Genomic DNA, 18,988 nt, shown 5'->3' with positions numbered 1-18,988 from the left:
TTTCTCAGTGCTTATCCAGCGCTAAATTAAGTTCTACCAGGTTAACTACCGGCTGGCCGATAAAACTGACCAGTGGCTTTTGCGTGTATTGTGCAACCAGGCGCGTGACCTCTTCAACGCTGAGGTTGCGAGCCTGCGCCACGCGGGGGATTTGCCAGGCCACCGCAGCTGGCGTCAGGTTGTTATCCAGCCCGCTGGCGGAAGCTGTTACCAGCTCTACCGGAACGGCAGGATTTGCCTGCGGGTTGGCGGCACGCAGCGCGGTAATCCGGCTTTGCAGCTGTTTATCCAGTTCCGGGTTGCTGGCTGCCAGATTACTGCCGCCTGAAGCCATTGGATTATAGGGCATTTCCGCTGTGGCTGAGGGGCGTCCATGAAAATAACCCGCGGCGGTAAAATTTTGCCCGATCAGTGCAGAACCGCGAATTATCTGACCCTCACGCAGAAGCGAACCGTTAGCCTGGTGGGGGAACCACCACTGCCCCAGCGCGGTGGTCAGCAGCGGATAAACACCGCCGGTGATAAGCATCAGGAAAAGCAATGTTGATAATGCAGGACGTAATCCACTCATCTGAAACCTCACACCAGACCCAGCAGGGTCAGCAGTAAATCAATTACTTTGATACCGATAAACGGCACAACCAGACCACCCAGACCATAGATCCACAAATTGCGGCGCAGCATCGCGGAAGCGGATAACGGCTTATAGCTCACGCCTTTCAGCGCCAGTGGGATCAGGAAGACGATGACTAGCGCATTGAAGATGACGGCGCTGAGGATCGCCGAATCCGGCGAATGCAGTCGCATGACGTTCAGTGCGTTAAGCTGCGGGTAAGTTGCGGCGAACGCAGCCGGGATGATGGCGAAATATTTCGCAACGTCGTTGGCGATACTAAAGGTGGTCAGCGACCCACGCGTCATCAGCATCTGTTTACCAATGTGCACCACTTCAATCAGTTTGGTGGGGTTGGAGTCGAGATCCACCATATTGCCCGCTTCTTTCGCTGCCTGGGTTCCGGAGTTCATGGCAACGGCAACATCGGCCTGCGCAAGGGCTGGAGCGTCGTTAGTTCCGTCTCCGGTCATCGCCACCAGACGACCTTCTGCCTGATACTGACGAATTAGCGCCAGCTTGGCTTCCGGTGTGGCTTCGGCTAAGAAGTCATCCACACCGGCCTCTGCGGCGATTGCAGCAGCAGTCAGGCGGTTATCGCCGGTGATCATCACTGTTTTGATGCCCATTTTGCGCAGTTGGGCAAACCGTTCTTTAATCCCACCTTTTACGATATCTTTCAGGGCAATCACACCCAGTACGTGGGAGCCTTCGGCCACCACCAGCGGCGTTGCGCCAAGGCGAGCAACGTTTTCGACCTTCTGCTCCACATCGGCAGGGAAGTGGCCGCCGTTAGCTTCGACGTGACGACGAATGGCATCAACCGAGCCTTTGCGGATCATCCGGTTGTCGATGTTGATACCGCTCATCCGACTCTGCGCGGTAAACGGCACAAAGGTGGCATGGAGCGACTGTACGTCACGAATACGCAGGTTAAAGCGCTGTTTAGCCAGGACAACGATGCTGCGACCTTCCGGTGTTTCATCGGCCAGTGATGAAAGCTGCGCGGCATCGGCCAGCGTTTTTTCGTCCACGCCGTGGGCGGGCAGAAAATCAGAAGCCTGACGGTTACCCAGCGTGATGGTGCCGGTTTTATCCAGCAGCAGTACGTCCACATCACCAGCCGCTTCTACTGCACGTCCGCTGGTGGCAATGACGTTCGCACCCAACATGCGACTCATCCCGGCGACGCCAATCGCGGAGAGCAGACCACCGATCGTGGTGGGGATCAGACAGACCAACAGGGCAACCAGCACCGTGATGCTGACTGCACTGCCGTCCCAGGCAGAGAACGGCCACAACGTGGCGGTTGCCAGCAGAAAGACGATAGTCAGGGCAATCAGCAGGATCGTCAGCGCGATTTCATTGGGCGTTTTACGCCGCTGTGCGCCTTCGACCATAGCAATCATTCGGTCGAGGAATGTTTCTCCGGGGTTGACGCTACACGCGATCACCAGCCAGTCCGAGAGAATGCGTGTCCCGCCAGTGACGGAGGCAAAATCGCCGCCGGATTCACGGATTACAGGCGCGGATTCACCGGTAATGGCGCTTTCATCTACCGACGCGCCGCCTTCGATAACTTCGCCGTCACACGGGATAATATCGCCAGCTTCCACCAGCACGATATCCCCTTTACGTAACTCTTCGGCTGGCACGTGATCCATTTGCGCACCATATTTCGGTTCACGAAGTTTGCGGGCAAAGGCGGTTTTTTTAACCCCTTTCAGGCTGTTGGCCTGCGCTTTACTACGCCCTTCAGCCAGCGCTTCCGCAAAGTTAGCGAACAGAACAGTCACCCACAGCCAGAGGCTTATCGCGCCGGTAAACAGTGGATTACCTGATATATGGCCTGTCGCCATCGCCACCGTTAACAGGGTGGTCAGCAGGCTGCCCAGCCAGACGATAAACATCACCGGGTTACGCCACTGAGTATGTGGACTTAATTTTTTCACGGCGTCCATCAGCGCTTGTGCGACCAGAGAAGGTTCGAACAGCGCCAGTTGCTTGCGACTCATAGTCATGTGCTCCGCATCACTCAACGTAAAGAGAGGTATTCTGCTACCGGGCCAAGCGCCAGCGCAGGAACAAAGGTGAGGGCGCCAACCAGCAACACGGTACCGATCAACAACCCAACAAACAGCGCACCGTGGGTAGGTAGCGTGCCGGGACTTGCTGGCTGGCTCTTTTTACCAACAAGTGAACCGGCAATCGCCATCACCGGGATAATGACGCCGAAGCGGCCGAAGAACATGCATAAGGCCAGCAGGCAGTTCCAGAACGGGCTGTTGGCGCTTAACCCGGCGAAGGCGCTACCGTTGTTGTTCGAGGCGGACGACACGGCATACAGCACTTCGCTAAAACCATGCGGCCCGGGATTGAGCATGGCGCTACGCCCGGCATCGCTCATCATGGCTATCGCTGTCCCAAGCAGAACCAGCGCAGGGGTAACCAGAATCGCCAGCGCGGTCATTTTCATTTCACGGACATCGATTTTTTTACCCAGATACTCTGGTGTGCGGCCAATCATTAACCCGGCGATAAATACCGCCAGCAGCACGAACAGCAGCATGCCGTACAGCCCAGACCCCACGCCGCCGAAGACCACTTCGCCAATCTGCATCAACCACATCGGTACCATGCCGCCCAGCGCAGTGAAGGAGTCGTGCATAGCAATGACTGCGCCACAGGATGCGGCTGTCGTGACGACTGCAAACAGACTACTGACCAGCACGCCAAAGCGGCTCTCTTTACCTTCCATGTTGATATTGCTGTCTGCGCCAAACGCCATCAGATGCGGGTTACCCTGCACTTCGGCCCACATTACAACCGCTACGCAAACAACAAAAATAAGCGACATAGCCCACAGCAGGGTGCGTCCCTGTCGGCGATCGCCCACGACGTCGCCGAAGGCGAAACACAGCGCCGTGGGAATTAAGAAGATTGCCAGCATCTGGACCAGGTTGGTCAGTGCGGTTGGGTTTTCAAACGGATGTGAGGAATTGGCATTAAAAAAGCCGCCGCCGTTGGTACCGAGCATCTTAATGGCCTCTTGTGAGGCGACAGGTCCCATCGGTAGCAGTTGTTTTGTCCCTTCGAGCGTGGTGATCGCCTGATAAGGCAGCAGGTTTTGCAGCGCACCTTGTTGGATGAAAAACAGCGCGATGAGCAGAGAAATCGGCAGCAATATCCACAGCGTAATGCGGACCAGATCCACCCAGGCGTTGCCCAGCGTGTTCATACTCTGGCGCGTAAAGGCGCGAGCCAGGGCAAAGATCACCGCAATACCGGTCGCCGCAGACAGGAAATTCTGCACGGTCAGGCCGGCCATCTGGCTGAAGTAGCTTAAAGTGGTTTCACCCGCATAGGACTGCCAGTTGGTGTTGGTCACAAAACTAACAGCGGTATTGAGCGCGAGATCCCACGATAGCCCCGGTAACTGTTGTGGATTCAGCGGCAGCAGGTTTTGCGCCATTAACATCGCAAACAGTATCAGCAGGCCGAGGATATTAAGTGCGAGGATCGCCAGCAAATAGTGCAGCCAGGTCATTTCCTGCTGCGAAATACCCAGCCCACGCCACAGCACACGCTCAACGCCGGCAAGGCCGGGTAAGGATGTGTTGTTGATAAGACGCGCCAGCCCAAAGCCCAGCGGCCTGGCGAGAACAAACAGCACCAGCAGGAAACTGGCGATGAGTAAAAATCCTTGCGCTGCCATCAGAACGCCTCCGCATTAATCAAGGCATACACCAGATAACCCAGTAACAAAAAGACCAGCACAATGCCGGTTATCACGCCTGCACTCACAGTGCACCTCCAGTGGCATAAATGTGATAACCAGAGCGTAGGTTTTTGGTTGCAAAGATTTCGCAAAAATCTGCGGGCGGGGTGTAAAAAAAGTATAAAAATGGCAAAGACCATTATTTAACTAATGATTAGTATTAATTTAACCTTTATGTAACTTAATTACGAATTTACGTTAAACGAAGCATCAATAGATAAAAATAAGTGGTCGGATGAGTAGCAAGATTACACACAAGGCGGTATTATTTTCATCAGTTAACCAAGTTTATTTTTCCGGTGCTATTCACCGAGCAGATATATGGGAGAGGATTATGGACTTTTATAAAGAATATCCAGCACACATTGTTTTCTTGCGCCGTACCTTTGCCGTACTGGCTGGTGTTCTGGCGCTGCCGGTCATGCTGTTCTGGAAAGACCGTGCCCGTTTTTACAGCTACCTGCATCGCGTCTGGTCGAAAACCAGTGATAAGCCGGTGTGGATGGAGCAGGCTGAAAAAGCCACCTGCGATTTCTACTAAGTTACCGTTCAGGCTCAAAAAAACCGCCAACAGCAATGTGGCGGTTTTTTTATACGTCGCAGTCTACACTTACCTGTGTAACGGATAAGGAGTGGCGATGAGCAAGAGAGTTCCTGTTGGTGTCCGCGCCTGTCTGACCGCAGAAGCGAACGATAAATTTCTGTTTGACGAGAATACGCTGGTACGTATTTATGCCTTGCATGAATTGCACCGACTGCGCCAGAGCGGATTATCACGTGGCGCATTGATTGATTTTCACACCCGTTACAAGCTGGTGTTACTGGCACACTCCCAACCGGAGTATCGTGAGCTCGGCCCTTTTGTTGCCGCAATCCACGAATGGGCAAGCCTCGATGCTTTTTATACGGAGTACCGTTTACGGTTGATTCATCTGTTGTTTAATAACGCGACCCGACGCAACCATACCAATGTCCTGATGCATGTGCAGGGCTATTTCCGTAACCAGCTCAATCTTCGTCAACGTCAGGAACTGACCTCAATAATCGATAACTATCGACGTGAGATGCAGCCGCTGCTTGCGCCATTGATGCTCCTCCAACACTATATGACGGAGCACCCGAACAGCTGGTTGTCCGGGCAACGTTACTTTGAACTCTGGCCTGCGATTCTGCGTTTACACGGCAAAGCTTAATTTTTATTTGGGAGTTTTATGACCACTCATCTGGTCTGGTTTCGGCGAGATTTACGTTTGCATGACAATCTTGCGCTGGCAGCGGCATGTCGGGATCGTTCGGCACGGGTATTGGCGTTATATATTGCCACGCCCGCACAGTGGAAAGCGCATGATATGTCACCGCGTCAGGCGGCGTTTGTCGGCAAGCAGTTGAATGCGCTGCAAACGGCGCTGGCAGAAAAAGGCATCCCGCTGCTGGTTTATGACGTCGGGGATTTCACAGCCAGCGTAGAGATAGTCAAAAATGTCTGCGCACAGCATGACGTTAGCCGACTGTTTTATAACTATCAGTACGAAATCAACGAACGCCAGCGCGATGCTCAGGTTGAAAAATCATTATCGCAGGTGGTCTGTGAGGGTTTTGACGATAGCGTAATCCTGGCACCGGGCGCGGTAATGACCGGGAATCATGAGATGTATAAAGTCTTTACACCGTTTAAAAATGCCTGGCTGAAGCGGTTAAAAGACAGTATCCCGGAGTGTGTTGCGGCACCAAAAGCCCGCGAAAGCGGCGCAATTCCCCCCCCATCAACGCCAATTACGCTCAATTATCCACAGCAGGATTTTGATGTGGCGCTTTTCCCGGTAGAAGAAAAATCGGTTATCGCGCAATTACGTCAGTTTTGCCAGCAGGGCGCGGCAGAATATGAGCAACAACGTGATTTCCCGGCAAATGAAGGCACCAGCCGGTTGTCGGCAAGCCTTGCCACCGGTGGGTTATCACCGCGCCAGTGTCTGCACCGTTTGTTAGTCGAGCAACCGCAGGCGCTAGAGGGAGGCGCCGGGAGCGTTTGGCTAAACGAGCTCATCTGGCGCGAATTTTACCGCCATCTACTGACGTACTATCCTGCACTGTGTCGGCATCAGCCCTTTATTCGCTGGACTGATCGTGTGCAATGGCAAAATAGCGTGACGCATCTTCAGGCATGGCAGACGGGAAATACAGGGTATCCAATCGTAGATGCGGCGATGCGCCAGCTTAACGGCACAGGGTGGATGCATAATCGTTTACGCATGATCGCGGCTAGCTTTTTGGTGAAAGACCTGCTGATCGACTGGCGAAAAGGCGAGCAGTATTTTATGTCACAGCTGATCGACGGTGATCTGGCGGCGAATAATGGTGGCTGGCAGTGGGCTGCTTCTACCGGAACGGATGCTGCGCCGTATTTCCGTATTTTTAACCCCACCACGCAGGGGGAGAAATTCGACCGTGACGGTGATTTTATCCGCCAATGGGTACCGGAATTACGCGATGTACCGGGAAAAGCTATTCACGAACCGTGGCCGTGGGCGGAGAAAATGCAGGTGACACTCAACTATCCTCGTCCGATTGTCGATCATAAGCAGGCAAGGTTAGCCACGCTGGCAGCCTATGAGGCGGCGCATAAAGGGTAAAGGCATGGTGGATTTTGCGTAATACCTTCCAACAGAATGAACATGTTGCAGTCGGGTGATTTTAGCGCTGAAGCGTGTGCTCAGTACCGTGAATACCCTGCTGCACAAGTTTTCTCTCAGCAGTAAATTTCCGTCATCTGAATGAAAATGACGGAAATTAATGACAACGCCAACGACCTCCACCCCGCATGATGCGGTGTTTAAAACGTTTTTACATCATCCCGAAACTGCACGAGATTTTCTCGACATTCACCTGCCAGCTGAACTGCGGATGCTTTGCGATTTGAATTCGCTGCAACTGGAGTCAGAAAGCTTTATTGAAGCGGATTTACGTTCGCGCTACTCCGACGTGCTCTGGTCTTTGCACACACGCAACGGTGACGGTTATGTCTATGTGGTGATAGAGCATCAAAGTTCAGCCGAGCCACATATGGCTTTTCGTCTGTTGCGTTATGCGCTGGCGGCGATGCAGCGCCATCTGGACGCAGGGCACAAGGAACTGCCGCTGGTGATACCGATGCTGTTTTATCATGGCTGCCGAAGCCCCTATCCGTACTCATTGTGCTGGCTGGATGCCTTTGGCGACCCCGTGGCGGCAAGACAGCTTTATTCCAGCGCATTTCCGTTGGTAGACATAACGGTGGTACCCGATGATGAGATCATGGCTCACAGGCGAATGGCGCTGCTGGAATTAATGCAAAAACATATCCGTCAGCGGGATTTGATGGGGCTGGTAGAGCAACTGACCACGCTACTACTTACCGGATGCGCTAATGACACGCAACTGCAGGCGATGTTTAATTACATCCTACGATCCGGCGATGAATCTCGCTTTAATGAGTTTATGCAAGAGATGGCACAACGGATCCCCCAACATAAGGAGAGGCTGATGACTATTGCGGAGCGGTTACGGTTAGATGGATTACAGGAAGGTTTACAACAAGGGCTACAACAAGGCAAAGAAGTAGGAAAGCGAGAAGCTGCATTACGTATAGCGCAAACTATGCTGGAGCAGGGAATAGATCGCGCAATGGTACTACTAGTGACGGGGCTTACTGAAGAGGAACTCGCTGCAAGTTATGCGTAATTACCCGAAAAAACAGGCCCGAATAGTATTACATCATCGGGCCCTTACACTCAGGATTCTACCGCCAGCGGACGGTTTCTGAACTTAAGCGACTGGTACAGCCAAATCATCAGCACCAACGCCACACAGGCCAGCGCGCCCCAGGTAATTTCGCTAAAGACATCAATATAGGCGTTGATGGAATAGTTGATAGCACCGGAAGCATCAAACGCGCCCTGTGATGTCTGGTCGGCAATCACACCCGCCAGGTAGTTGGCAATGGCCCCGGAAAGCAGCATATAGATGCCGGTTAATACGCCGGTTACCCCTGGGATCTCAATGCGTGTAATTTGTGACATGGCGACAGGGTCGATAAACAGTTCGGCAAAGCCCATGACCGCCAGCCCCAATACCATCAGCGGCATGGAAGAGTGGCCGTAAGCTGCGGACCAACGGGCGCTTAAGGTCAGAATACAGAAACCCGCACTCATTAACCCCAGACCGAGAGCAAACTTACCCCAGATACGAACGGTACGATTGCCACTCACGCTTTCTTTGACCACCCAAGCCAGCACGATACCGCACAACATAACGGCGAAGGCGTTTACCGACTGAAACATGGCAGTAGGGACTGAATATCCCATCACGTCGCGATTGACAAAGCGGTCGATATACAGGCTGATGGAGCTACCACCCTGCTGTGCAAAGGCCCAGAACAACAAGCTGAAGAAGGTCAGCGTGACGATAAGCCCCAGCTCTTTACGCTGTTTCTGCGTTTGCGCCTGACGGTAAATTTTTGCCAGAACAGCCAAACCAATGACGGTGGCGACAATCAGCGCGTACACGGACCACTCTTTCCAGAACAGGACGGTAATTAAAAGCGGTGCGGCGACCAGCAGAACCAGCAGCCAGGCCCAGTTCGGCAGAATGAGCGATTTGGCACACAGCACGGCTTTGTTGACGCCGGTGGTGTGAGCGAAATGACGATTCCCGCATAAGAAAATGACCAGCCCGGCCAGCATACCGATAGCGGCCAGCGCAAAGCCCATTGCCCAACTGTACTCTTCCTGCACATAGCCGCAGGCGATAGGGGCAATAATTGAACCAATGTTACCGGCGGCATAGAGCAGAGAGAACCCGCCGTCACGGCGCGGATCTTCTGGTTTATACAATTCACCCAGCAGGCAACTGATGTTGGATTTAAACAAACCGTAGCCACAGACAATAATGGCCAGAGATAAATAGAGAAACGCCGGAGCCATTTCACTGGCGCCCAGGACCAGATGTCCTACTGCCATCAAAAATGCGCCAATCATTACCGCCATGCGGTTACCGAGCACTTTATCCGCCAGGTATCCCCCGAGAATAGGCGTGACATACACCAGCGAACAGTAAGCACTGAACAGTTCATACGCATGATTATCGTTGTACTTAAGCTGGTTAGTGAGATACAGGATCAGCAGTGCACGCATGCCATAAAAACTGAAGTATTCCCAAATTTGCAGCGCGACGACGTAATAAATCGCGCGCGGCTGAGATGCTTGTTTATTCATTATTTTCTCGAAGTAAATGCCTCACGACGGGAGGAACGTGCCGTGTGAGTGTGTTTCCTTAAAGTTGTAACTTTGATACAGATCTGATTATTTTTGCAATATGCTGTCTGATTGCATAAATATACATGAATAAAATCTCATGGTGGTAAGCAATTTACGTTTACAGGCCGCGTGATTGTTTCTTGATGTGTCAGCGAAATGGCTATCGACGAACGGAGATGAGGACGCTATTTTAACTGAAGCTGTGTTGCTGATTGGGCAGGCAGAATTTATGACAACGAGGACGATGATGAAAAACACCGAGCTGGAACAACTGATTAACGACAAGCTGAACAGCGCAGCCATAAGCGACTATGCACCGAATGGTTTGCAGGTTGAGGGCAAAGAAACGGTGCAAAAAATCGTGACCGGCGTAACCGCAAGCCAGGCATTACTGGATGAGGCTGTTCGCCTTGGGGCCGATGCGGTCATCGTTCATCATGGTTATTTCTGGAAAGGCGAATCTCCGGTTATTCGTGGCATGAAGCGCCGGCGTCTGAAAACGCTGCTGGAAAATGACATCAACCTGTATGGCTGGCATCTGCCGTTGGATGCCCACCCCGAACTGGGGAATAACGCACAGCTGGCCACGCTATTGGGGATCACGGTGATGGGGGAGATAGAGCCTCTGGTACCGTGGGGGGAACTCTCCATGCCGGTTCCTGGGCTGGAACTGGCATCCTGGATTGAAGCGCGTCTGGGACGTAAACCGTTATGGTGCGGTGATACCGGGCCTGAAAACGTTCAGCGTGTTGCCTGGTGTACCGGGGGCGGTCAAAGTTTCATTGATAGCGCAGCCCGCTTTGGTGTTGATGCCTTTATTACCGGGGAAGTTTCTGAACAAACTATTCACTCTGCCCGCGAGCAGGGACTGCATTTCTATGCTGCCGGTCACCATGCTACCGAACGCGGCGGTATTCGTGCATTGAGCGAATGGCTGAATGAAAATACCGATCTGGATGTGACGTTCGTCGACATCCCTAACCCAGCCTGATAAAGAGGGACGAAAGTGCAGCGAGCACGTTGTTATCTGTTAGGTGAAACCGCGGTGGTTCTGGAGCTGGAACCGCCGATTACGCTGGCAACTCAGAAACGCATCTGGCGTCTGGCCCAGCGTCTGGCTGATGCTCCGAATGTACTTGAAGCCATTCCGGGAATGAACAATATCACGGTGATCCTGAATTCCCCGCAGACGCTGGCGCTGGATGCCATTGAACGTCTGCAACGTTGGTGGGAAGAGAGCGAGGCGATGGAGCCGGATTCGCGCTTTGTCGAAATCCCCGTTATCTATGGTGGCGAATACGGGCCCGATCTGGCCGAAGTCGCCCGGCACAGTGGTTTGAGCGACAAGCAGGTCGTTGAATTGCATGCGTCAGTTGATTATGTCGTCTGGTTTTTAGGGTTTCAGCCGGGATTTCCCTATCTTGGGAGCTTACCGGAACCATTGCATACACCAAGACGAGCCGAACCGCGCTTACTTGTTCCGGCAGGCGCGGTGGGGATCGGCGGGTCACAAACCGGTATCTACCCGATTGCAACGCCCGGCGGGTGGCAATTGATAGGACGTACCGCCGTTAAGCTTTTTGATCCGCAGCGCGAGGAGCCGATCCTGTTACGGGCTGGAGATACTGTACGTTTTGTCCCGCAGAAGGAGGGCGTATGTTAAACATCATTCGTGCTGGCCTGTACACCTCCGTACAGGATGGGGGGCGTCATGGCTTTCGTCAGTCAGGGATAAGTCACTGCGGCGCGTTGGACAAACCGGCATTGAACGTCGCTAATCTGCTGGTAGGAAATGATGCGAATGCTGCCGCGCTGGAAGTCACGTTGGGTCAGCTGGTGGTGGAGTTTGACGCGGATGGTTGGTTTGCCTTGACCGGCGCGGGATGCGAAGCGCATTTGGATCGTACTCCGGTATGGAGCGGTTGGCGGTTGCCGGTTAAAGCCGGACAACGCCTGGCATTAAAACACCCGCATCATGGTATGCGCAGCTACCTGGCGGTGGCGGGCGGTATTGATGTTCCCGACGTTATGGGATCGCGCAGTACCGATTTGAAAGTTGGTATTGGCGGGTTTGAAGGACGTTTGTTACGTGATGGCGATAAGTTGGCGATTGGCGTTTCAACACGACAATTCAATGGCCCACAAGGGGTAAAACAGTTGATGTGGGGCAACCACATTCGTGCGCTGCCCGGACCTGAATATCAGGAATTTGACGAGGCATCGCAGGCATCGTTCTGGCGATCGCCGTGGCGACTGAGCCCACAGAGTAACCGTATGGGGTATCGCCTGCAGGGGCAGCCACTGACACGCGCGACAGACCGCGAGATGTTGTCACACGGTTTGCTCCCCGGCGTGGTACAGGTCCCGCATAATGGGCAGCCAATTGTACTGATGAACGATGCCCAGACCACGGGCGGATATCCGCGTATCGCCTGTATCATCGAGGCGGATATGTATCACCTTGCGCAGATCCCTCTTGGACAACCGATTCACTTTGTTCAGTGCTCGCTGGAAGAGGCGTTGAAGGCGCGTCACGATCAGCAGCGCTATCTGGAACAATTAGCATGGCGACTTAACGATGAAAATTGATTTGAATGCAGATCTCGGCGAAGGCTGTGCGAACGACGCGATGCTACTCCAACTGGTGTCATCGGCCAATATTGCCTGTGGGTTTCACGCCGGTGATGCGCAGACCATGCTCTTAAGCGTGCGCGAAGCGCTAAAAAATGGCGTGGCAATAGGCGCGCATCCGAGCTTTCCGGATCGGGAAAATTTTGGTCGTAGCGCCATGACCCTGCCTGTGGAAACGGTTTATGCGCAAACGCTGTATCAAATTGGTGCGCTGGCGACCATCACGCGCGCTGAGGGCGGCGTGATGCGTCATGTCAAACCGCACGGCATGCTTTATAACCAGGCCGCAAAAGATCCTGTGCTGGCCGATGCGATAGCCAGAGCGGTTTATGCCTGCGATCCGTCATTGATACTGGTAGGGCTGGCGGGAAGTGAGTTGATCCGTGCCGGAGAACATTATGGCCTGGTGACGCGTCAGGAGGTTTTTGCAGATCGGGGGTATCAGGCTGATGGTAGTCTGGTTCCGCGTAGTCAGCCAGGTGCACTGATCGAAGACGAAGAGCAGGCGCTGGCGCAAACGTTAGAAATGGTGCAGTCCGGGAGAGTAAAAAGTCACAGTGGAACATGGGCAAGCGTAACCGCGCAGACGGTATGCATTCACGGGGATGGTGAGCACGCACTCGCTTTTGCCCGTCGTTTGCGCAGCGCCTTTAATGCCTGCAATATTCAAATTAGCGCGTAAGTTTATTTATACAAAACAATAAGATATTACACAACAACATAAAGGATTTAATTATGGGAGAGGCTATTTCTCTCTGGCCATTGGCGGGTATCGCCGTCATCGTGGTCGGATTTCTTTTACGTTTTAACCCGGTATTGGTGGTTATCGTTGCCGGGATCGTCACCGGGCTGGCAGCGCATATGCCAATCGCCACTATTCTCGAAAAGCTGGGTGAAGGCTTTCTCAACACCCGCAACCTGCCGTTTATACTGCTGATTCCGCTGGCAGTCATTGGTCTGCTGGAACGTCACGGTCTGAAAGAGCGTGCCCAGGCGTGGATCGCGAAAATCCGCAGCGCCACCAGTGGTCGTCTGCTCATTGTCTATCTGTTTATTCGTGAAGCGACCGCCGCGCTGGGCTTGACCAGCCTGGGTGGGCATCCTCAGATGGTACGTCCGTTATTAGCCCCGATGGCTGAAGGAGCAGCGGAGAAAAACCACGGGGAATTGCCGGGGGCCGTGCGTTATCGCCTGCGTGCAATGTCTGCGGCGACTGACAACGTTGGTCTGTTTTTCGGTGAAGACATCTTCGTTGCCTTTGGGGCAATCATTTTCATGCACAACTTTATGCTGGAGTCCGGTGGGATCCAGACCGAGCCACTGCATATTGCTTTGTGGGGGATCCCAACGGCAATTTGCGCCTTCTTGATCCACGGTACGCGCTTGTGGCGTCTGGATAACTATCTGCAGCGTGAGGTGGCGAAAGCCAATGCGGCAGCGAAAGGAGCAGCGCAATGAATTTTCAGCAAAGCTATCTCTACTGGCTGGCGGGTGCGGTACTGTTGATTGTGGCGGTGATGTCATGGCAGGACAAAGCGAACCCACGCCGTCTGAGCACGGGGCTGTTTTGGGGACTGTATGGTGTGCTGTTCCTGCTTGGCGACTGGACGTACTCGCTGTTTGGCGACAAACGTACGGTACATATTGCGGTCGGCATTGCGGTGGTCGTCTTGGCGCTGATTGCCGGGTTTGGCGGCGTGAAGCTGGGCAGCTACCATCAGCGTACACAACAACAGCGTGAAGAAAGCGCCAGTCGACTGGGTAATCGCCTGTTTTTCCCGGCGCTGGCTATTCCGGTGGTGACCGTTATCGGTGTACTGATGTTTAATCATATTCCGGGCTTGCAGGATGCGCTGTTTGGGCCAGGGAATCACGCCACACTGGTCACGCTCTTTTCGATGACCGCAGGTTCGCTGATTGGTCTGGCAATGGCGATAAAAATGACCCATGAGCGCGTCCATCAGCCCATTCAGGAAGCCCGTCGTCTGCTGGATTCCATCGGCTGGGCGTTCATCCTGCCGCAAATTCTGGCGACGCTCGGGCTGCTGTTTACGGCTGCAGGGGTGGGCAGTGGTATATCGTATCTGACCCAGGAATACCTCGCGGTAGATAGCCGCTTTATCGCCGTGGCGGTGTACACCATCGGTATGGCGCTGTTGACGATGGTCATGGGGAACGCATTTGCTGCTTTCCCGATTGTGACCGCCGGAATCGGTATTCCGATTCTTGTGTTGCAGCATGGTGGTAATCCCGCGGTGATGGCGGCTATTGGCATGTTTTCCGGTTATTGCGGGACATTGATGACACCGATGGCGGCGAACTTTAACATTGTCCCTGCTGCGCTACTGGAGCTGCCGGACAAAAACGCGGTGATTAAGGCGCAGGTGCCAACCGGGATACTGCTGTTGCTGGTTAACGTGTTCCTGATGTATTTCCTGATGTTCTTGTAAGGTGACAGGATGAAAACAGTACTCATCACGGGATTTGAACCTTTTGGCGGCGAATCAGTTAACCCTTCCTGGGAAGTGGTCACGGGACTCGATAATGCTATCATCGGTGGATGCCGCGTCGTTGCCCGCCAACTGCCGTGCGTCTTTGGCGAGTCTCTTGCCGTACTCAATGGCGCGATTGACGCGCTGTCGCCATCGCTGGTTCTGGCGGTGGGGCAGGCGGGTGGCCGCACGGATATCACCGTGGAACGCGTGGCGATTAACGTTGACGATGCGCGTATTGCGGATAATCAGGGGCAACAGCCGGTAGATGTGCCGATTGTAGCCGATGGTCCAGCGGCATGGTTTAGCACGCTGCCGATCAAAGCGATGGTTATGGCGATGCGCAACGCGGGAATTCCGGCCTCGGTTTCCCAGACCGCTGGCACTTTCGTGTGTAACCACGTGATGTATGGCCTGCTGCATAAACTACGCGACGCCCCGGCAGTGAAGGGCGGTTTTATCCATATTCCTTATCTGCCACAACAGGCCGCCGCGCACCCCGGAGCGCCAAGTATGGCGAGCGAAACGGTACGCCGGGCGCTGGAAATTGCCATTGACACTGCATTGCAGGTGGACAGCGATATCGCAGTGACGGGCGGCGCAACACATTAACAAAGGACAGTATTATGCCTGAAGGCCCGGAGATCCGCCGCGCGGCGGATAACCTGGAGGCGGCAGTCAAAGGCAAACCCCTGACGGATGTCTGGTTTGCCTTTGAGCAGTTAAAACCGTATCAATCCCAACTCATCGGGCAGAGTGTTACCCAGCTTGAAACGCGGGGTAAAGCCTTGCTGACCCATTTTTCCAATGGTCTGACGCTGTACAGCCACAATCAGCTTTACGGCGTGTGGCGAGTGGTCAATACCGGCAACATTCCGCAAACCACGCGGGTGCTGCGCGTCAGGCTGCAAACAGAGGATAAAACTATCCTGCTGTATAGCGCGTCTGATATCGAGATGCTGACGCCAGAGCAGCTTACCACCCATCCGTTCCTGCAGCGGGTTGGGCCTGACGTACTGGATGTACGTTTAACGCCCGATGACGTTAAAGCACGTCTGCTTTCATCCCGTTTTCGTAATCGCCAGTTTTCCGGTCTGTTGTTGGATCAGGCATTTCTCGCGGGATTAGGTAACTATCTGCGGGTAGAAATTCTCTGGCAGGTGGGGTTGACCGGGCAACATAAAGCGTCACAGATTAGCGATGAACAGTTGGATGCACTGGCGCATGCGCTGCTTGATATTCCTCGTCTGTCCTACAACACCCGTGGGCTGGCGGATGAGAACAAGCATCACGGGGCGCTGTTTCGCTTTAAGGTTTTTCACCGGGACGGAGAAGCCTGTGAGCGCTGTGGTGGGATCATCGAGAAAACGACACTTTCCTCGCGACCGTTTTACTGGTGTCCGGGCTGCCAGCATTAGGTAGGCTGTCTTGGAGCATGCGCTGAGATAAACCGCGCCACCGCCGGACCGGTCAATAAGATACTGAACAGCCGCAGGGTTTGCATTGCCATGATTAGCGCCATATCGGCGTGGCTGCCTGCGGCAATTACCGCGACGGAATCCACGCCACCTGGGCTGGTCGCCAGATAGGCGGTGAGAAAATCGATTTGCATGTAATGCGCCAGACCCCAGGCCATAGCGGCGCAGATCGCCATCAGTGAAAAAATGGACAACAGGATCTGCGGCAAAGGGCGCAGCGCCATTAAAAAGATCTGCTTGTCAAAACCCAGGCCGATTTGCCAGCCGATGGCCATATACGCTATCGCCAATAGCCATTCCGGCAGTTCAATTACCATCACACCACCTGCGTTCAGCAGTGCGCCCGCCAGCATCGGCAGGAGCATGACGCCAGAGGGAATACGCAGTAAGCGCCCGGCTATACCGGCAACTGCGGCCAGCAAGATGGTGCTCAACAGATTAATACTCAGTGGTGGAAACCAGACGATTTGCTGACCGACCGTTTGCGCCTGATCGCCCATGACAAATCGGGTTACCAGCGCGGCAGCGCCGACCACCAACAGTACCCGCAGATACTGCATAAAGGCAACCAGGCGGATGTCAGCGCCATAATCCTGCGCCATCGCAACCATCGCGGCTGCCCCACCAGGTGATGAACCCCACGCGCCGGTGTTCCCTGGTAGATTGCTGTAGCGAACCAGCAGCCAGCCGATTACCGCGCTGCTAATGAGGGTTACCAGCAGGATGACAATTACCATCGGCCAGTGTGCCGCAAGCGTGGTTAAAATAGATCCTGTGAGGTTTTGCGCAATCATACAGCCGAGAACGGCCTGCGCGGCAAGAAATGTGCAGCGGGGAGGGTGCAGGGAGATCCCGCGCATACTGAAAATGATACCGACGATCATCGAACCGAGCAGCAATGCGCCTGGGAGATGTATCAACAGGAAGAACAGGGAAAGAAGGAGCGATAGCAGAAACAACAGGCTCCACTGTAAAACAGGCATCCCATGCTCCTGAGTTAAATGACGGAATTCTCAGTAAATCATAGAGAAAGCGTGATGAGAATAAAATAATGTGGATCAATAAAAACAGGCCGGACTCTGGCTTCAACGCCTTGTCCGGCCTGGGAGAGTTGATTGCTGTAAGCCGGACAGGCGCTAACGCTATCCGGCAGACAATTAACGCTTAATATCAGACTTAAAATCACGCTTGTCGTAGCCGGTGTACAGCTGACGTGGACGCGCGATCTTCATGCCATCGGTGTGCATTTCGTTCCAGTGCGCAATCCAGCCAACGGTGCGCGCCATGGCGAAGATAACGGTGAACATAGAAGACGGAATGCCCATCGCTTTCAGGATGATGCCGGAGTAGAAGTCGACGTTCGGGTAGAGTTTCTTCTCGATGAAGTACGGGTCGTTGAGCGCAATGTGCTCAAGCTCCATGGCCACTTCCAGCAGATCGTCTTTGGTGCCCAGCTCTTTCAGCACTTCGTGACAGGTTTCACGCATCACGGTGGCGCGCGGGTCATAGTTTTTATAAACACGGTGACCAAAGCCCATCAGGCGGAAAGAATCATTCTTGTCTTTCGCGCGGCGAACAAATTCCGGAATGTGTTTAACGGAGCTGATTTCTTCCAGCATTTTCAGCGCAGCTTCGTTTGCGCCGCCGTGCGCCGGTCCCCACAGGGAAGCAATACCGGCAGCGATGCAGGCAAACGGGTTAGCGCCAGAAGAACCCGCGGTACGTACGGTAGACGTTGAGGCGTTCTGTTCGTGGTCGGCGTGCAGGATCAGGATACGGTCCATGGCGCGTTCCAGAATCGGATTCACTTCGTATTTTTCGCACGGCGTGGAGAACATCATGTTCAGGAAGTTACCGGCGTAGGAGAGGTCGTTACGCGGGTATACGAACGGCTGTCCGATGGAGTATTTGTAGCACATCGCGGCCATGGTCGGCATTTTGGACAGCAGACGGAAAGCGGCGATTTCGCGGTGACGCGGATTATTCACATCCAGCGAATCGTGGTAGAACGCAGCCAGCGCCCCGGTTACACCGCACATAACGGCCATCGGGTGAGAGTCGCGGCGGAAACCGTGGAACAGACGAGTGATCTGCTCGTGGATCATGGTATGGCGAGTGACCGTGGTTTTGAACTCGTCGTACTCTTCCTGTGACGGTTTTTCACCGTATAGCAGGATATAACACACTTCCAGATAGTTGGACTCGGTCGCCAACTGGTCAATCGGGAAGCCGCGATGCAGCAAAATACCTTCGTCACCATCGATGAACGTAATTTTGGATTCGCAGGATGCGGTAGAGGTGAAACCTGGGTCAAAAGTGAACATCCCTTTTGAACCGAGACTACGAATATCAATAACATCTTGACCGAGCGTACCTTTCAGCACATCCAGTTCAATAGCAGCGTCACCATTTAGAGTGATTTTTGCTTTAGTATCAGCCATTTACGGTCTCCTTAGCGCCTTATTGCTTAAGACTGCCGGAACTCACATTTGCCTTCGTACATCAATGAACCGTTACCAGTTTGTTATTTGGCTCGCCGCTCTGCGAAAGAGGGGGTGACCTGGGTACAGAGCTATGGGCGCTTGCAGGTAAAACGGTCTTTTCATGGCGAATAAACTGCAAATCAAGAACTTAGCAATCCGAATTATTAAACCTGTCTATCACTAATAACTGTCCTGACGGTATTGGTCAATACTTCCACACTG

Annotated in this window: 20 protein-coding genes; 12 read left to right on the top strand and 8 right to left on the bottom strand. The window is 53.7% G+C overall.

The genetic code is table 11. The annotated features are described in order from the left end of the window. Positions 1 to 4 precede the first annotated feature (4 nt). Genes kdpC through kdpF form a run of 4 tightly spaced genes read right to left on the bottom strand, consistent with a single transcriptional unit; the run spans position 5 to position 4,417 of the window. Positions 5 to 571 (bottom strand): potassium-transporting ATPase subunit KdpC, encoded by a 567-nt coding sequence (gene kdpC / locus SK32_RS09535; protein WP_048212272.1) that lies wholly within the window; start codon positions 569 to 571, stop codon positions 5 to 7. 8 nt (positions 572 to 579) lie between these two features. Next, complete coding sequence (gene kdpB / locus SK32_RS09530; RefSeq protein ID WP_048212271.1) at positions 580 to 2,628, bottom strand: potassium-transporting ATPase subunit KdpB; 2,049 nt, start codon at positions 2,626 to 2,628, stop codon at positions 580 to 582. A gap of 20 nt (positions 2,629 to 2,648) precedes the next feature. Then, the gene (gene kdpA / locus SK32_RS09525; RefSeq protein ID WP_048212270.1) at positions 2,649 to 4,328 is read right to left on the bottom strand and encodes a potassium-transporting ATPase subunit KdpA; all 1,680 of its coding nucleotides are present in this window, start codon (positions 4,326 to 4,328) and stop codon (positions 2,649 to 2,651) included. Beyond that, a complete protein-coding gene (gene kdpF, locus SK32_RS25710) occupies positions 4,328 to 4,417 on the bottom strand; it encodes a K(+)-transporting ATPase subunit F (RefSeq protein WP_001670793.1) in 90 nt (29 codons plus the stop codon). Before kdpF ends, kdpA begins: the two co-directional genes overlap by 1 nt. Before the next feature lie 308 nt (positions 4,418 to 4,725). Here kdpF and SK32_RS09515 point away from each other — a divergent pair, with 308 nt between their 5' ends. The 4 genes from SK32_RS09515 (at position 4,726) to SK32_RS09500 (ending at position 8,108) form a co-directional block, all read left to right on the top strand. Further along, complete coding sequence (locus tag SK32_RS09515; protein ID WP_005122569.1) at positions 4,726 to 4,932, top strand: YbfA family protein; 207 nt, start codon at positions 4,726 to 4,728, stop codon at positions 4,930 to 4,932. Positions 4,933 to 5,029: 97 nt separating this feature from the next. Then, positions 5,030 to 5,584, top strand: coding sequence for a DUF1722 domain-containing protein (locus SK32_RS09510; RefSeq protein ID WP_048212269.1), 555 nt, complete (start codon positions 5,030 to 5,032; stop codon positions 5,582 to 5,584). Between the two features lie 18 nt (positions 5,585 to 5,602). Further along, the gene (gene phrB, locus SK32_RS09505; RefSeq protein ID WP_048212268.1) at positions 5,603 to 7,021 is read left to right on the top strand and encodes a deoxyribodipyrimidine photo-lyase; all 1,419 of its coding nucleotides are present in this window, start codon (positions 5,603 to 5,605) and stop codon (positions 7,019 to 7,021) included. A 160-nt stretch (positions 7,022 to 7,181) separates the two neighbouring features. Further along, a complete protein-coding gene (locus SK32_RS09500) occupies positions 7,182 to 8,108 on the top strand; it encodes an Rpn family recombination-promoting nuclease/putative transposase (protein ID WP_048212267.1) in 927 nt (308 codons plus the stop codon). Between the two features lie 50 nt (positions 8,109 to 8,158). On the opposite strand, the gene dtpD is transcribed toward SK32_RS09500, so the two are convergent. After that, positions 8,159 to 9,640, bottom strand: coding sequence for a dipeptide permease DtpD (dtpD, locus tag SK32_RS09495; protein WP_048212266.1), 1,482 nt, complete (start codon positions 9,638 to 9,640; stop codon positions 8,159 to 8,161). A 289-nt stretch (positions 9,641 to 9,929) separates the two neighbouring features. On the opposite strand from dtpD, the gene ybgI reads away from it, so the two are divergent. The 8 genes from ybgI to nei are packed head-to-tail and all read left to right on the top strand — an operon-like array spanning position 9,930 to position 16,223. Then, positions 9,930 to 10,673: a radiation resistance protein YbgI gene (gene ybgI / locus SK32_RS09490; protein WP_048212265.1), complete on the top strand. Its 744-nt coding sequence runs from the start codon at positions 9,930 to 9,932 to the stop codon at positions 10,671 to 10,673. Positions 10,674 to 10,688: 15 nt separating this feature from the next. Then, positions 10,689 to 11,345: a 5-oxoprolinase subunit PxpB gene (pxpB, locus tag SK32_RS09485; protein ID WP_048212264.1), complete on the top strand. Its 657-nt coding sequence runs from the start codon at positions 10,689 to 10,691 to the stop codon at positions 11,343 to 11,345. After that, entirely contained in the window at positions 11,339 to 12,271 is a 933-nt protein-coding gene (gene pxpC / locus SK32_RS09480) for a 5-oxoprolinase subunit PxpC (RefSeq protein WP_048212263.1), read from the top strand. Before pxpB ends, pxpC begins: the two co-directional genes overlap by 7 nt. Next, positions 12,261 to 12,995, top strand: coding sequence for a 5-oxoprolinase subunit PxpA (gene pxpA, locus SK32_RS09475; RefSeq protein WP_048212262.1), 735 nt, complete (start codon positions 12,261 to 12,263; stop codon positions 12,993 to 12,995). Before pxpC ends, pxpA begins: the two co-directional genes overlap by 11 nt. Positions 12,996 to 13,048: 53 nt before the next feature. Continuing rightward, positions 13,049 to 13,771 carry a DUF969 domain-containing protein gene (locus SK32_RS09470; RefSeq protein WP_048212261.1) on the top strand — a complete coding sequence of 241 codons (723 nt, stop codon included), beginning with the start codon at positions 13,049 to 13,051 and terminating at the stop codon, positions 13,769 to 13,771. After that, positions 13,768 to 14,763 (top strand): DUF979 domain-containing protein, encoded by a 996-nt coding sequence (locus SK32_RS09465; protein WP_048212260.1) that lies wholly within the window; start codon positions 13,768 to 13,770, stop codon positions 14,761 to 14,763. Before SK32_RS09470 ends, SK32_RS09465 begins: the two co-directional genes overlap by 4 nt. 9 nt (positions 14,764 to 14,772) lie before the next feature. Beyond that, positions 14,773 to 15,417, top strand: coding sequence for a pyroglutamyl-peptidase I (gene pcp / locus SK32_RS09460; protein ID WP_048212259.1), 645 nt, complete (start codon positions 14,773 to 14,775; stop codon positions 15,415 to 15,417). Positions 15,418 to 15,431: 14 nt separating this feature from the next. Continuing rightward, the gene (gene nei / locus SK32_RS09455; RefSeq protein WP_048212258.1) at positions 15,432 to 16,223 is read left to right on the top strand and encodes an endonuclease VIII; all 792 of its coding nucleotides are present in this window, start codon (positions 15,432 to 15,434) and stop codon (positions 16,221 to 16,223) included. On the opposite strand, the gene SK32_RS09450 is transcribed toward nei, so the two are convergent. The 3 genes from SK32_RS09450 to SK32_RS26715 all read right to left on the bottom strand — a co-directional run bounded on the left by SK32_RS09450 (position 16,220) and on the right by SK32_RS26715 (position 18,984). Next, the gene (locus tag SK32_RS09450; protein WP_048212257.1) at positions 16,220 to 17,266 is read right to left on the bottom strand and encodes an AbrB family transcriptional regulator; all 1,047 of its coding nucleotides are present in this window, start codon (positions 17,264 to 17,266) and stop codon (positions 16,220 to 16,222) included. The genes nei and SK32_RS09450 overlap by 4 nt on opposite strands. 174 nt (positions 17,267 to 17,440) lie before the next feature. Then, on the bottom strand, positions 17,441 to 18,724 hold the full coding sequence (locus SK32_RS09445) for a citrate synthase (protein ID WP_048212256.1): 1,284 nt from the start codon (positions 18,722 to 18,724) through the stop codon (positions 17,441 to 17,443). Between the two features lie 206 nt (positions 18,725 to 18,930). Further along, positions 18,931 to 18,984, bottom strand: coding sequence for a hypothetical protein (locus SK32_RS26715; protein ID WP_418135082.1), 54 nt, complete (start codon positions 18,982 to 18,984; stop codon positions 18,931 to 18,933). Positions 18,985 to 18,988 lie beyond the last annotated feature (4 nt).

Origin of the sequence: Citrobacter sp. MGH100 (assembly GCF_001034465.1) — a bacterium.
In the GTDB taxonomy this organism is placed as follows: domain Bacteria; phylum Pseudomonadota; class Gammaproteobacteria; order Enterobacterales; family Enterobacteriaceae; genus Citrobacter; species Citrobacter youngae.
Note: the sequence above shows the minus strand (reverse complement) of the source record. Positions and strands in the feature narration are given on the sequence as shown.

Coding starts and splice junctions, on each gene's coding strand:
- pxpA (WP_048212262.1), top strand. CDS start 12,261: ATGAAAATTGATTTGAATGCAGATCTCGGCGAAGGCTGTGCGAACGAC.
- pcp (WP_048212259.1), top strand. CDS start 14,773: ATGAAAACAGTACTCATCACGGGATTTGAACCTTTTGGCGGCGAATCA.
- ybgI (WP_048212265.1), top strand. CDS start 9,930: ATGAAAAACACCGAGCTGGAACAACTGATTAACGACAAGCTGAACAGC.
- kdpC (WP_048212272.1), bottom strand. CDS start 571: ATGAGTGGATTACGTCCTGCATTATCAACATTGCTTTTCCTGATGCTT.
- SK32_RS09515 (WP_005122569.1), top strand. CDS start 4,726: ATGGACTTTTATAAAGAATATCCAGCACACATTGTTTTCTTGCGCCGT.
- SK32_RS09500 (WP_048212267.1), top strand. CDS start 7,182: ATGACAACGCCAACGACCTCCACCCCGCATGATGCGGTGTTTAAAACG.
- SK32_RS09450 (WP_048212257.1), bottom strand. CDS start 17,266: ATGCCTGTTTTACAGTGGAGCCTGTTGTTTCTGCTATCGCTCCTTCTT.
- SK32_RS09470 (WP_048212261.1), top strand. CDS start 13,049: ATGGGAGAGGCTATTTCTCTCTGGCCATTGGCGGGTATCGCCGTCATC.
- dtpD (WP_048212266.1), bottom strand. CDS start 9,640: ATGAATAAACAAGCATCTCAGCCGCGCGCGATTTATTACGTCGTCGCG.
- SK32_RS09445 (WP_048212256.1), bottom strand. CDS start 18,724: ATGGCTGATACTAAAGCAAAAATCACTCTAAATGGTGACGCTGCTATT.
- nei (WP_048212258.1), top strand. CDS start 15,432: ATGCCTGAAGGCCCGGAGATCCGCCGCGCGGCGGATAACCTGGAGGCG.
- kdpB (WP_048212271.1), bottom strand. CDS start 2,628: ATGAGTCGCAAGCAACTGGCGCTGTTCGAACCTTCTCTGGTCGCACAA.
- SK32_RS09510 (WP_048212269.1), top strand. CDS start 5,030: ATGAGCAAGAGAGTTCCTGTTGGTGTCCGCGCCTGTCTGACCGCAGAA.
- SK32_RS09465 (WP_048212260.1), top strand. CDS start 13,768: ATGAATTTTCAGCAAAGCTATCTCTACTGGCTGGCGGGTGCGGTACTG.
- phrB (WP_048212268.1), top strand. CDS start 5,603: ATGACCACTCATCTGGTCTGGTTTCGGCGAGATTTACGTTTGCATGAC.
- kdpA (WP_048212270.1), bottom strand. CDS start 4,328: ATGGCAGCGCAAGGATTTTTACTCATCGCCAGTTTCCTGCTGGTGCTG.
- pxpC (WP_048212263.1), top strand. CDS start 11,339: ATGTTAAACATCATTCGTGCTGGCCTGTACACCTCCGTACAGGATGGG.